Source organism: Cellulophaga algicola DSM 14237, from assembly GCF_000186265.1.
Taxonomy (GTDB): Bacteria; Bacteroidota; Bacteroidia; order Flavobacteriales; family Flavobacteriaceae; genus Cellulophaga; species Cellulophaga algicola.
In genome coordinates, this window is sequence record NC_014934.1 from 2,793,109 (window position 1) to 2,807,281 (window position 14,173).

Consider the following 14,173-nt stretch of genomic DNA (forward strand, 5'->3'; position numbering starts at 1 on the left):
AGAGAAATGAAGGGGGTTTACTTTAGGATGGAATATGCGCGTATAAAAAAAGTCATTTAAGAAAAAAATCCTTAAATGACTTATGTGCCCACGACTAGATTCGAACTAGCACGTCCTTGCGAACACCACCCCCTCAAGGTGGCATGTCTACCAATTTCACCACGTGGGCATTTTGAGTCTGCAAATTTACTAAACTTTTTTTCAAACGCATTCTATTTTTTTTTATTCAAGACATAATTTGTTAAAACGCAAATTATTTTTGCTTTTTCAAATTAATGCTATATATTTGACACATACCAGAACAGACCAGTACGGTTGATGATTATGCAAAATAGTTTTAGTTTTATTATTGATCATGAGAGTGATGTACCAAAATATCAGCAAATTGTTGATATCATTAACCAATCTATCGCAAAGGATGTTTTGGCTATTGGTGATTCATTGCCTTCTGTGAATGCTTTTTGTCAAGAACATCATCTATCAAGGGATACCGTTTTTAAGGCATATACTATTTTGAAAGAGAATGGGGTTATTAAATCTGTTCCCAATAAAGGTTATTATATCGCTAGTAAAAACAGAAAAGTTTTATTGGTTTTAGACACCTTTAAAGCGTATAAAGAAGTGTTGTATCATTCTTTTATCAATAAAATGGAAGATGATATTATTACCGATGTTCAATTTCATCATTACAATATTGACAATTTTAAAACGATACTTAACAATAGTTTAGGGAAATATTACAAGTATGTAGTAATGGGTTTTGATCATAAGCAAGTTGCAAAAACCTTAGCTAAAATCCCGAATAATGACTTGCTATTAATAGACTGGAACATTAATTCTACTCCAGAAAATAATTATGTTTTTCAAGACTTTGGACGCTCTTTTTATAAAGGATTAGAGTCTATTACCGAAAACTTCAAGAAATATAAGGCACTTCATTTTTTATATCCTAACTATACCAATCACGCCAAAGAGACGGTAGATTATTTTGAAAAGTATTGCCAGGATAACAACTTCGAGTATCAGATTAAAACAAATCCACAGGAATATACAATAGAAAAAGGGGTGGCTTACCTTAGTGTGAGTGACCGAGTATTAGGTATTTTTTTAGAACAGTGTCGTAAACAAAATTTGGAACCAGGTGTAGATGTAGGCTTTTTGTCCTATAACGATACACCTATGAAAAAGTTTATTTATAAAGGGATAACGGTAGTGACTACTGATTTTGAGCAGTTGGGCATTAGTGCCGCAAAGTTTATCAATTCAGATAAACCACTTCAAGTGTATGTGCCCACTAAAATTATTGTAAGAGATTCATTATAAAAATATGTATTACATAGGATTCGATTTAGGAAGCTCGTCTATAAAAGCGGCTTTAGTAGAGATTAAAACAGGAAAAAGTCTAGGGGTCGTTCAAGAGCCAGAGACCGAAATGAGCATGCTAGCTTTGAAAAATGGTTGGGCAGAGCAAAACCCTGATGAGTGGTGGAAACACATTTGTAAAGCTATTGAACGCTTAAAAAGAAAATATGCTGTTTCTAAAGCAGATATTAAGGGGATAGGTATTTCTTATCAAATGCATGGCCTTGTCATTGTAGATAAAGAAGGCAAACCGTTGAGAAAAAGTATTATTTGGTGCGATAGTAGAGCCGTGGAAATTGGTAATACCGCTTTTGAAGTTTTAGGAGAAGATAAGTGTGCTGCACATTTATTAAACTCGCCCGCTAATTTTACAGCCTCTAAATTAAGATGGGTAAAAGAAAATGAACCAGACGTATATGCTAAAATTCACAAGTTTATGCTACCTGGAGATTATATTGCTTATAAATTCTCTAACGAAATAAATACCACTATCTCTGGTTTATCTGAGGGTATTTTTTGGGATTTTAAAACCGATAGTATTGCTCAATTTCTTTTAGACTATTACGAAATAGAGGAGGCTCTTGTGCCTACTATAGTAGATACTTTTGGTTTGCAAGCTAAGGTAGATGAAAAAGGCGCCGAAGAGAGCGGTTTGGCTGTTGGAACGCCCATTTTTTATAGAGCAGGAGACCAGCCAAATAATGCCTTGTCTTTAAATGTGTTTAATCCAGGAGAAGTAGCTGCTACCGGGGGTACATCTGGTGTAGTTTACGCAGTAACAGCTAGTTTGTCTGGTAAAGAAAGCACACGCGTAAATAATTTTGCACACGTAAATTACAAGAAATCAGACCCGCGTATTGGTAAGTTGCTAAATATTAACGGAGCAGGAATACAATACCGTTGGTTGTTAAATAATTTAGCAGTAAACTCTTATGAAGAGATGAATACACTAGCTTCAGAAATAGCTATAGGCGCTGATGGGGTTTGCATGCTTCCTTTTGGAAATGGCGCTGAGCGTATGCTGAATAATAAAGACATAGGGACAAGGTTGGTTAATGTAAATCTAAACAACCACCATAAAGGTCATTTATGTAGAGCAGCCTTAGAAGGCATAGCTTTTTCTTTTGTATATGGAATGGAAATTTTAAAATCAGACGGTATTAATGTGAATGTAATTCGTGCTGGAAATGACAATTTATTTCGATCAGACATTTTTGCAAATACAGTCGCTACATTAATAGGGTATGAAATAGAGATCTATAATACTACGGGTGCTATTGGGGCAGCCAGAGCTGCAGGTTTACATGAGGGCGATTTTGATACCTACGGTAAATTAATCATGGATAATGATCATGTGATGACTTTTATGCCTTTTAAGGATAAAAAACCGTATCAAGAAGCGTATCAAAATTGGAAAAAAGAATTAGAACTCGTTTTAAATAATAAATAGAATAACAACTTAAAATTAAGTAATATGGCAAACTTAGGAGATAAAGAATATTTTAAAGGTATTGGAGAGATTAAATTTGAAGGCAAGGATTCTGATAATCCATTAGCATTTAAATATTATAATCCAGAGCAAGTAGTTGCAGGAAAAACAATGCGCGAGCATTTTAAATTTTCTATAGCTTATTGGCATACATTCTGCGGTCAAGGAGGAGATCCTTTTGGTCCTGGAACTCAAAATTTTGAATGGGACAAAGCTTCAGATCCTATCCAAGCGGCAAAAGATAAGGCAGATGCTGCATTTGAATTTATTAGTAAAATGGGCTTTGATTATTTCTGTTTTCATGATTATGATTTAATTCAAGAGGCATCAACTTTTGCAGAATCTGAGAAAAGATTGGCAACAATCACCGATTATATCAAAGAAAAGAAAGCAGCTTCAGGTGTAAAATTACTTTGGGGTACTGCTAACTGTTTTTCTAACCCGCGCTATATGAATGGTGCTGCAACAAATCCTGATTTTAATGTGCTTTCTAGAGCTGGTGGTCAAGTGAAGTTGGCTTTAGATGCTACCATGGCATTAGATGGTGAAAACTATGTTTTTTGGGGTGGTAGAGAAGGTTATATGTCTTTATTGAATACAGATATGGGCCGTGAGTTAGACCATATGGGACAGTTTCTAACCATGGCAAGAGATTACGCAAGAGCTCAAGGGTTTAAAGGTAATTTCTTTATTGAGCCAAAACCTATGGAGCCAATGAAGCACCAGTATGATTTTGATTCTGCTACAGCCATAGGATTCTTAAAAGAATATGGTTTAGAGAAAGATTTTAAAATTAATATAGAAGTAAACCACGCAACCTTAGCACAACACACATTTCAGCATGAAATTGCTACAGCTGCAAAAGCAGGTATGTTAGGTAGTTTAGATGCTAACCGTGGAGATTATCAAAATGGATGGGATACAGATCAATTCCCGAATAACATTCAAGAAACTACAGAAGCTATGTTGGTCTTCTTAAAAGCTGGCGGTTTGCAAGGTGGCGGTGTTAATTTTGATGCTAAAATTAGAAGAAACTCTACAGATATGGAAGATGTATTCTTAGCGCACATTGGAGGTGCAGATACATTTGCAAGAGCCTTGTTAACAGCAGATAAGATTATTACTTCTTCAGCTTATGATGATTTGAGAACAAAACGTTACAGTTCATTTGATGCAGGAAAAGGTAAAGATTTCGAAGCAGGTAAGTTAAGCTTGGAAGACTTGTATAAAGTAGCTCAAGAAAATGGCGAACTAGAATTAAAAAGCGGTAAGCAAGAGTTATTTGAAAACATCATCAACCAGTACATATAAACTAGATTTATGGAAGCTCCTAGAAATTCTAAATACTTAATGCAACTGACGCTGGTTGCTACATTAGGCGGGTTACTTTTTGGATATGATACAGCGGTAATTTCTGGAACGGTAAGTGCATTAGATAGTTTCTTTGTATTGCCTTTTGGTTTAGATGAAATGTCGGCTAATTCACGCTTAGGTTTTTTAGTGTCTAGCGCATTAATCGGTTGTATTATTGGCGGAATTTCTGGAGGATATATTAGTAAAAAAATAGGAAGAAAAAAAGGATTGTTGCTCGCAGCAATCCTTTTTCTTTGTTCTGCATTAGGCTCTGCAATGCCAGAGCTTTTTATGAAACCTATTGGCGCAGGAGACCATACTTTTATTTATCTCTTTATTGTGTATAGAATAATAGGGGGTATGGGTGTAGGGCTAGCGTCTATGTTATCTCCATTATATATCGCAGAAATAGCACCTGCAAAAATCAGAGGTAAATTGGTTTCGCTAAATCAGTTTGCCATCATTTTTGGAATGTTGATTGTTTATTTCGTAAACTATTATATCGCAGGTCAAGGAGATGATACTTGGTTAAATACTGTGGGATGGAGGTGGATGTTTGCTTCAGAAGTGATTCCGGCATCCTTATTTCTAATCTTTTTGCTATTTGTTCCAGATACACCACGCTCCTTAGTGCTTAAAAATGAACCAGAAAAAGCTCTACAAGTTCTTGAAAAAGTAAATGGAAAATTAGAAGCTCAAAAAATATTAAGTGACATTCAAAATACCGTATCACATAAATCTGGCAAGCTATTTTCTTTTGGAATGGCAGTGGTAGTTATTGGGGTTTTGATATCCGTATTTCAGCAATTTGTAGGTATTAATGTGGTATTGTATTACGCTCCAGAAATTTTTAAAAACATGGGATCTGGTACAGATACAGCTTTACTACAGACAATTATTGTAGGAGGTGTAAATTTACTATTTACGGTTCTTGCAATTCTTACCGTAGATAAATATGGTAGAAAGCCTTTAATGATTATTGGAGCCTTGGGGATGGCAGTAGCTATGTTTGCACTAGGAGCAACTTTCTATACGCAAACTGTAGGGATTTTAGCATTAATCTGTATGTTGGTCTATGTTGCAGGTTTTGCCATGAGTTGGGGCCCCGTAACTTGGGTGCTATTGTCTGAAATGTTTCCGAACAAAATAAGAGATAAAGCCTTAGCGGTGGCAGTAGCTGCACAGTGGATTAGTAATTACGTAGTGTCTTGGACTTTTCCAATGATGGATAAAAACAGTTACCTCTTGGAAAAATTTAATCATGGTTTTGCGTATTGGATTTATGGTGTGATGGGATTAATAGCCATGTTTGTGGTGTGGAAGTTTGTACCTGAAACTAAAGGTAAGACACTAGAGGAAATGGATGACGTTTGGGAAAAGAGTTAAGAAGCACTTTTTTAAACGTACATATCCTATATATTATAAAATCCTTGGCAGTAACTACTGTTCAAGGATTTTTTTTTGTTTGTACCCAGCGACAAAAATCATATATAGTATCTTTTTACTCATATATGATTCGTCATCCTTTTATGATGTTATAGTTTTATCAGAGTGAAAACCAAATACTAGTGTGACTAAGCTAGAATATCAACCTATAAAAAGAAGCAATTAAAAATGGAAGACCAAAAATTAAAAAATAAAAAAGTATTAGATCAAAATATATCTCGTAGAGGATTTATTACAAAAACGGCATTAGCAGCAGGGGCAATTAGTATTTTACCTAGGCATGTATTTGGAAGAGGGTTTATAGCCCCTAGTGATAAAATGAATTTAGGATTTATTGGCTTGGGAAAACAAAGTCAAGGTCTTGCTAAAAATTTCATAGGGAATACTACGGCACAAGTCGTGGCCGCTAGTGATGTTTGGAGTACTAAGAACCAATGGTTCAAAGGGCACGTAGAAAAACTATATGCAGAAAAAAGAAATGTGTCTGCTTATAATGGTATCAGCACGTATCTAAATTACAAAGAGCTTTTAGAACGATCTGATATTGACGGTGTAGTTATTGCCACGCCAGATCATTGGCATGCTATTCAGGCTATTGATGCCATGAAATCTGGTAAAGATGTCTATTGTGAGAAGCCTTTAACGCATACTATAGAAGAAGGTATTGCCTTGGTAAAGACGACAAAAAAAACAGGTCAGATTTTACAAACAGGAAGTATGCAACGTTCTTGGGATTCTTTTAGAAAAGCATGTGAATTAATCAGAAATGGACATCTCGGAGACATTCAAAAAGTTTTAGTGAATGTAGGTGACCCTGCAGTTCCTTATAATTTAAAAGCAGAAGCAATGCCTTCTGAGGTTAATTGGAATAGTTGGTGCGGACCAGCGCCAATGCTTGCTTACAATCACCGATTAGCACCGTCTCGTAATGATGTAGATTTCTGGCCAGATTGGAGACTTTATGAAGAAGTGGGTGGTGGTATTCTTTGTGATTGGGGTGCGCATATGTTTGATATTGTACAATGGGCTTTAGATATGGATAGTTCTGGACCCGTTAAATACATACCACCTACAGATAGAAATGCAGTTCGTGGGTTAAAAATGTATTATGAAAATGGCATAGAAATGATCCATGAAGATTTCGGTAGAGGTTGGGGTGTTCGTTTTATTGGTTCTGAAGGTACTATGGACGTTAGCCGTAGTTATTTAGAGACTACTCCAGAAAATTTACTTACTGCAGATTTATCTAATGCAAAGGTAAAGCTATATAACAGCAAAGGAAACCATTTGCAAGATTGGGTAAATGCAACAAAAACAAGAACACAACCTATTTGCGGTGTAGAAACAGGACATCGTTCTGCAACAGTATGCAACATTGCCAATATTGCCTATAATTTAGGTAGACCTTTGGAATGGGATCCTAAGAAAGAGAAATTTATGGGAGACTCAGACGCTAATAAAATGCGTGGTAGAAAAGAGCGTAAGTTTTAATACGATATAACAATTAGATATGCACCTGCTCTTTTCTAAAAAAAGCAGGTGTTTTCCCTGTATGCTTTTTAAATAGTCTAGAAAAGTAGGAGATGTTATCTAGCCCCACTTTTTCAGCAATCTCTTTTAAAGAGTCATTAGTGGTCAGTAACAATAGTTGAGAGCGCTCTATTCTTTTTTCCTGAATAAATTTATTAGGACCAATGTTGTAGATCTGCTTAAACTGTTTAGAAAAATAATCGGGGCTATAATTACAAAAGGTGGCAAGTTCATCAACAGTAATCGGTAAATGCAAATTATGGTTGATATAATTTAGTGTTTTTTGCATTCCAAAATTATTCACCTTTCGTTCATTTTGTACTTTGTAATTGGTAATAAATTTTGAAAATAGCACGGTAAGTAGGCCTTGTGTTTCTAGAAAATCTTTAGTATTTAAACTTTCATTTTGCTTTATGAAATCTAATAGTGTGGGTTTATTGTCATACGTTTTTGGATCACTATTTTTTATTTCACGCTTATTATTCAACTCCGTTAGCCGTTCAAAGTAAGTTAGCATATGAGGTGTTGCTTCTATTTCGTAAACAAAATCTTTTAGACTATAGATAGATACGCCATTGTTTACTTCTTCTAGAAAGCTTATATAATATTGTTCATGGTACTCTTCGCAAGAATATCTAGCATAAGCATAGCTAGGAACAATGTACATAAAGCCCGGTTTTAAGGTAAAAGTTTGATTATTGTGATACACTTTAGCGCTTCCTTTAGTGATATAATACATGCGGGTAAAAGGACTAATGACATTGTCAAAATTCCAGGAGCTATCAAGTTTAGCATAGCCAATATTTAATAAGGTTAAACGTAGGGATTGTAGAATTTCGATCATTTTAAATCTGTTTTTTGCGCTATTAGAACTGAATATGTCATCTTTTCTAATTACATGCAACTGCGTTAGTCCTGCTAAATTAAGAAAATATGAGCTGAAATACACTAGACAAAAAATGAACATGTCGGAAATGTGCATTTTATGAACTGTTTTGTTCAATCGTATGTTTCTTTTAAATTCTATTTTTGGTGAGTTACTTATTTTATAAATTTTTATGATGAAAATTAGCAATTATATATTTTTTGGAATCTTGATAGCTTTCTTGGTATCCTGTGGTGGTCCTGAGCTTCCTGAGATGGTCTCGTTAGAATATGAAAAGCTACCTGAGAAAGTCGATTTTAACCAGCATGTGAAGCCTATATTATCGGATAAGTGCTATTTGTGTCACGGACCAGATAAAGGAAACATAAAAGGAGGCTTGCAGTTGCATGAAGCGGAGTTCGCTTATGGAGAATTAAGTGAAAGCCCCGGTAAATTTGCAATAACACCTGGTAATTTAAAGAAAAGTGAATTTTTTCATCGGATTATGTCTAGTGATCCAGATTTAATTATGCCAGCACCAAGTTCTCATTTAACACTTACAGATTATGAGAAAGCAGTATTGATAAAATGGATAGAGGGCGGAGCTGAATATAAAGAGCATTGGGCTTTCCTAAAGCCAGAGAAATATGAAATTCCTAAAGTTGATCATAAAGAATTAGTAGGTAATGAGATAGATAATTTTGTTTTGGCTAAATTAAAGGAAGTAAACTTGGTGCCTTCCAAAAAAGCAGACAAAGAAGTTTTATTGCGTAGAGCTTCATTTGATTTAACAGGATTACCACCTACTACAGAAGAAATAAATAATTTTTTAAACGATACCTCTTCTAATGCTTTTGAAAAACAATTAGACAGGCTTTTAGCTTCAAAACATTTTGGAGAGCAAATGACCTTAGATTGGATGGATGTATCCAGGTATGCAGACACCCACGGGTATAGTAATGACAAATATAGAGACACGTCTCCTTGGAGAGATTGGGTGATTAATTCTTTTAATAAGAATATGCCTTATGATGATTTTATGACCTGGCAATTGGCTGGAGATTTATTTGAAAATGCGACCCGAGATCAAAAATTAGCGACCACTTTTAATCGGTTACATCCCCAGAATTTAGAAGGAGGTATTATCGATGAGGAGTTTAGATCTGAATATGTGGCCGATAGAACAGCTACGGTGAGTCAAGGTATGCTAGGCTTGTCCTATGCTTGTGCAAAATGTCATGACCATAAGTATGATCCTATATCTCAAAAAAATTATTATGAGATGTACAGTTTCTTTAATAACATAGATGAAACAGGGCTAATACCTTGGGATTTGGCCACTCCGGTGCCAGCTATGATGTTGCCTACTAAGGAGCAAGAAGGCGTCCTTGCGTATTTAGATGAAATTGTAAAAACTAGTGAGAAAAAACTAACAAAAACAATTACAACAGAAAGCCAAAAAGCAGCGCAATGGCTGGCCAATGGTTCTTATAAAAATATTGCCACAAATGTGAAGCCAGATGGTTTAGTAGCGGCATTTAATTTTGACGACCAAAGACTTGTAAATGCTATTGGTGGTAATGGCAAGAACAAGGTTCAAATGCGTCAAGAGTTTGTGGAAAATGAAAAGGCCGTTTACAAGCAAGGTATCTCAGGAAAGGGACTAGCTATGGATGGTGATACTTGGCTGGACTTAGACAAAATTGGAATTTTTAAAAGAAACCAACCTTTTAGTATTTCTATACAAGTTTTTATCCCTGAGAAAATTACGGATGGTGTCATTTTTCATAAGATGAATAGTTCTGAACTGCACAGTTTTAGAGGATATCACTTGAAAATAAAAGAAAATAAGATTGAAGCCTTATTGGCACATGTATATCCAGATAATGCAATTGTTATTGAATCTTTAAATGATGTACCTAAAGAAAAGTGGGTGCAGTTAACCATGACGTATGATGGTTCTAGCAAAGCGAATGGGATACATATTTATCAAGACGGTGAGCAATTGAAAACCAAGATGAAGTTTGATAATCTTTATAAGGATATCGTCTTTAATGGTTTACAACTATATGGAAAAGAAAGTCCAAAATTAGAGCCCGGCTTACGAGTTGGAGCTATTTGGAGGGATAAAGGTATCGGTGGTGCTGTAGTAGATAATTTGTTGGTTTTTGATAAAGAAATTTCTCCAATTGAGGTCTTACAAATTAGCACCTCAGATAAATTAAAAAAACTACAGAAAAAACCATATTCTAGTTTAAGTGCGCTAGAAAAGCAACAATTAACCCAGTATTTTTTAAATACAAAATCTCAGGAATATGTATCAGTCTTAAAAGACATAGAACATAAAAGAGAGGCTTTGGTAGATAGCACAGAAGGGATCAAGCAGATTATGGTCATGAAGGAGAGTAAACATAACAGGCAGTCTTATATTTTAGATCGTGGAAACTATGACTCACCTACAGATTCTGTTTTTCCTAATGTGCCAGAAGATATTTTTGCTTGGAAAAAAGAATGGCCTAAGAATAGGCTAGGCTTGGCTCATTGGATTACCGATAAAGACAATCCGCTAACGGCTAGAGTTACCGTAAATAGGTATTGGCAAAATCTCTTTGGAAATGGTCTTGTGGTTAGTTCAGAAGATTTTGGAAATCAAGGTAATTTGCCTACGCATCCTAAATTGTTAGATTGGTTGGCAATTCGTTTTGTAGACTCTGGTTGGGATGTTAAAGCGTTGCTTAAAACTATAATGATGTCTCATACCTATCAGCAAAGTTCTGTTATTAGTGAAGAAGTTTTAGCTGCCGATGGAGATAATAAATGGCTCTCTCGTGGCCCATCAACAAGACTTTCTGGTGAAATGCTTCGTGATAATGCCCTATATGCTTCTGGATTATTAAATGAAAAAATAGGAGGAGAGAGTGTTAAGCCATACCAGCCAGAAGGTTTATGGGAGGTAAATGGAGATACTTATGTGCAAGATGGTGTAGAAGGCTTGTATAGAAGGAGTATGTATACCATTTGGAAAAGAACAATTCCGAATCCTACTATAGCCACTTTTGATGCTCCAACAAGAGACTTGTGTTCTTCTAGGAGGCAGAAAACGAATACACCGTTACAAGCTTTGGTAATTCTTAATGACCCTACCTATATAGAGGCTTCAAGAGTCCTAGGTAAGCTAATGGCAGAGGAAAAAGATATTGATTCAGGAATTAGATTAGCTTTTATAAAATTAACAGGTAGAAGTGCAACGAATAAGGAATTAAGCTTATTAAGGAAATTACAAAAATCTGAATATGAGAAGTTTACTACTAACTTATCTAAAACGGTAGGATGGTTAAATTCAGGTGCATTTAAATTAACTGAAACCGATAACAAAGCCTTAATAGCAGCAAATGCCGTAGTCGCAAGTACGATAATGAATGCGGATGCTACAATTACAAAAAGATAAATTATAAACCTTATACTATCAAAAACTATGTGTACTAATCATCACCATAAATTAGGGTCAGATAATAAAGATTTACAAGAAATAGAAAAACAAGTAGACCGTAGAGCATTTTTAAAGAAAACGTCTTTAGGACTTGGTGCTTTGGCATTAGGGAGTCTTTTAGGAGCCGATAAAATGTTCGCGGGTATCGGAAAAGATAGCTCTCCAGAGGATATTTTGAAATCCTATAATAAAAATAGATTGGGATTACCGCACCATTTGCCTAAAGCAAAGAGAATTATTTATTTATTTCAAAGTGGTGGCCCTTCACAGATGGATTTGTTTGATTACAAGCCAAAATTGACGGACATGTTTGGAAAAGAATTACCAGATTCGGTTATGAGTGGTCAAAGATTAACAGGGATGAGTGGGAACCAAAGTACCTTGCCTATAGCGCCCTCTACATTTAATTTTAAGCAATATGGAGAATCTAGGGCTTGGGTGAGTGATGCTATGCCTTATTTATCAGAAGTGGTAGATGATTTGTGTTTTATTAAAGGAATGCAAACAGATCAAATAAACCATACTCCGGCTATTACCTTTATGCAAACGGGTAATCAGTTGCCAGGAAGACCTTCTATTGGTTCTTGGTTGAGTTATGGATTGGGTTCGGACAATGAAAACTTACCTACATTTATTACGCTGGTTTCTAAAAATGGAAAAGGGCAACCTTTAAAAGCTAGTCTATGGGGTAATGGTTTTTTACCCACAGAACATCAAGGAGTACAATTTAGATCAGGTAAAGATCCAGTATTGTATTTAAGTGATCCTGAAAATTATGATGGCCAGGATCGTAGAGATATGTTAGATTATCTAGGTGACTTGAATGATTTACAAAAAGATGCCTATGGAGATCCTGAAATTCAGGCTAGAATGTCGCAATATGAAATGGCCTTTAAAATGCAAACTTCAGTACCTGAAGTTTCAGACTTATCAGATGAGTCAGACAGTACTTTTGAGATGTACGGTAAAGATAGTAGGGATCCAGGAACTTATGCAGCCAATTGTTTAATGGCTAGAAAGCTATTAGAAAAAGGCGTAAAATTTGTACAATTATACCACCAAGGATGGGATCAACATAACTATTGTCCGGGAGGTGTTAAGAGTCAATCACAAAAAACAGATCAACCTACAGCAGCTTTGATAAAAGATCTAAAACAACGAGGTATGTTAGATGATACTTTAGTGGTTTGGGGTGGTGAGTTTGGTAGAACAGTATATTCGCAAGGACAGTTAACCAAAGAAAATTACGGAAGAGATCATCATCCAAAAGCATTTACGATGTGGATGGCAGGAGCAGGTGTTAAGCCTGGGTTTAGCTATGGCGAGACAGATGATTTTAGTTACAATGTCGTTAAAGATCCAGTACACGTACATGATTTTCATGCAACCTTACTTCATTTATTTGGGGTAGATCATGAACGTTTAACCTTCAAGCATCAAGGAAGACGTTATCGTCTAACAGATGTGCACGGAAATGTAGTTAAAAGTTTACTTACCTAAAAAACCATTTACATGTCAACCAGAAGAAATTTCATAAAAAAAACCACAGCGGCAACGGCAGCATTAGCGGCTGTACCGTCATTCGGATTTACCATATTAAAAAATAATAAGCCAGAAGAAACTATTTTAGGTCATGGCGATTACCAATATAAAGTGCATAATGATTGGGCACAAATAAGTTCAGTAAGAACACCTTTACTTAACTGCCATGAAATGCAAATGGATAGTAAAGGGCTATTAATTATGATCGGGGATCACCCTCAAAATAATGTTCTGATTTTTGATAAGTCAGGTAAGCTCTTAGATTATTGGGGAACCGCATATCCAGGAGGGCATGGATTAACTATTTCTAATGAAGGTGGGGAAGACTTTTTGTTTCTTGCAGATTCTGGATGGTATTTAAATAAAACAGGGCAGTGGATTAAGCATAATGGAAGAATTTCTAAAACGACTACAGATGGAAAGGTTCTTTTTGATATTGGACACCCACAAACAATAGGAGTGTATGAATCAGGATTAAATTTTTGTCCTACAGAAGTTGCTATAGGACCTAATGGAGATATCTATGTGGCAGATGGCTATGGTCAAGATTTTATTTTACAATATTCATATAAAGGTGAGTTTATACGTAAATGGGGTGGTCATGACAATGAAGATGTTAATTATAATTTGCAGAATGCACATGGTGTAGCCATAGATTATAGAGATAAAAATAACCCCTTGGTAGTATGTACTTCAAGAAATGAGCAATCTTTTAAGTGGTTTACTTTAGACGGTATCTATGTTAAGACCTTATTCTTACCAAACATGCAAGTGTGTAGACCTGTTTTTGATGATGTTAATTTATACTCAGGTGTGTGTTGGTCTCAGCCAAAAGAAGGGAAAACAAACTGGAAAGACCATACCGGTTTTGTTACCATTCTAGAAGGTGATACGGTTGTTTCCAATCCGGGAGGGACAGCACCAGACTATAAAAAAGGAACACTTCAGAAATCATATCAATTAGAAAACAAGCCCATTTTACATGGTCATGATGTTTGTGTAGATGAGGATAAAAATTTATATATCTGCCAGTGGAATGCCAATAAAACAGCACCGATCAAATTAGAACGCGTTTAAAAGTATTAAGAAGTTAGTG

9 protein-coding genes and 1 tRNA gene are annotated in these 14,173 nt (G+C 35.5%); 8 read left to right on the forward strand and 2 right to left on the reverse strand.

Annotation, left to right across the window (positions count from 1 at the left end; translation table 11 throughout):
• Window positions 1-85 precede the first annotated feature (85 nt).
• Window positions 86-169, reverse strand: a tRNA-Leu gene (locus CELAL_RS12170).
• 155 nt (window positions 170-324) lie between these two features.
• On the opposite strand from CELAL_RS12170, the gene CELAL_RS12175 reads away from it, so the two are divergent.
• From CELAL_RS12175 to CELAL_RS12195, 5 genes are all read left to right on the forward strand, one after another.
• Window positions 325-1,323 (forward strand): GntR family transcriptional regulator, encoded by a 999-nt coding sequence (locus CELAL_RS12175; RefSeq protein ID WP_245529624.1) that lies wholly within the window; start codon window positions 325-327, stop codon window positions 1,321-1,323.
• Window positions 1,324-1,327: 4 nt separating this feature from the next.
• Entirely contained in the window at window positions 1,328-2,812 is a 1,485-nt protein-coding gene (locus CELAL_RS12180; RefSeq protein ID WP_013551211.1) for a xylulokinase, read from the forward strand.
• 24 nt (window positions 2,813-2,836) lie between these two features.
• Entirely contained in the window at window positions 2,837-4,162 is a 1,326-nt protein-coding gene (xylA, locus tag CELAL_RS12185) for a xylose isomerase (protein ID WP_013551212.1), read from the forward strand.
• A gap of 9 nt (window positions 4,163-4,171) precedes the next feature.
• Window positions 4,172-5,590, forward strand: coding sequence for a D-xylose transporter XylE (xylE, locus tag CELAL_RS12190; protein WP_013551213.1), 1,419 nt, complete (start codon window positions 4,172-4,174; stop codon window positions 5,588-5,590).
• 228 nt (window positions 5,591-5,818) lie between these two features.
• Window positions 5,819-7,141, forward strand: a complete 1,323-nt coding sequence (locus CELAL_RS12195) for a Gfo/Idh/MocA family protein (RefSeq protein ID WP_013551214.1) — start codon at window positions 5,819-5,821, stop codon at window positions 7,139-7,141.
• 13 nt (window positions 7,142-7,154) lie between these two features.
• Here CELAL_RS12195 and CELAL_RS12200 read toward each other — a convergent pair whose 3' ends face one another.
• On the reverse strand, window positions 7,155-8,024 hold the full coding sequence (locus tag CELAL_RS12200) for an AraC family transcriptional regulator (protein WP_041558127.1): 870 nt from the start codon (window positions 8,022-8,024) through the stop codon (window positions 7,155-7,157).
• 214 nt (window positions 8,025-8,238) lie between these two features.
• On the opposite strand from CELAL_RS12200, the gene CELAL_RS12205 reads away from it, so the two are divergent.
• The 3 genes from CELAL_RS12205 to CELAL_RS12215 are packed head-to-tail and all read left to right on the forward strand — an operon-like array spanning window position 8,239 to window position 14,154.
• Window positions 8,239-11,493 (forward strand): DUF1553 domain-containing protein, encoded by a 3,255-nt coding sequence (locus CELAL_RS12205; protein ID WP_013551216.1) that lies wholly within the window; start codon window positions 8,239-8,241, stop codon window positions 11,491-11,493.
• Between the two features lie 27 nt (window positions 11,494-11,520).
• Window positions 11,521-13,035, forward strand: coding sequence for a DUF1501 domain-containing protein (locus CELAL_RS12210; protein WP_013551217.1), 1,515 nt, complete (start codon window positions 11,521-11,523; stop codon window positions 13,033-13,035).
• Window positions 13,036-13,047: 12 nt separating this feature from the next.
• Complete coding sequence (locus CELAL_RS12215; RefSeq protein WP_013551218.1) at window positions 13,048-14,154, forward strand: twin-arginine translocation signal domain-containing protein; 1,107 nt, start codon at window positions 13,048-13,050, stop codon at window positions 14,152-14,154.
• The last annotated feature ends 19 nt before the right edge of the window (window positions 14,155-14,173 follow it).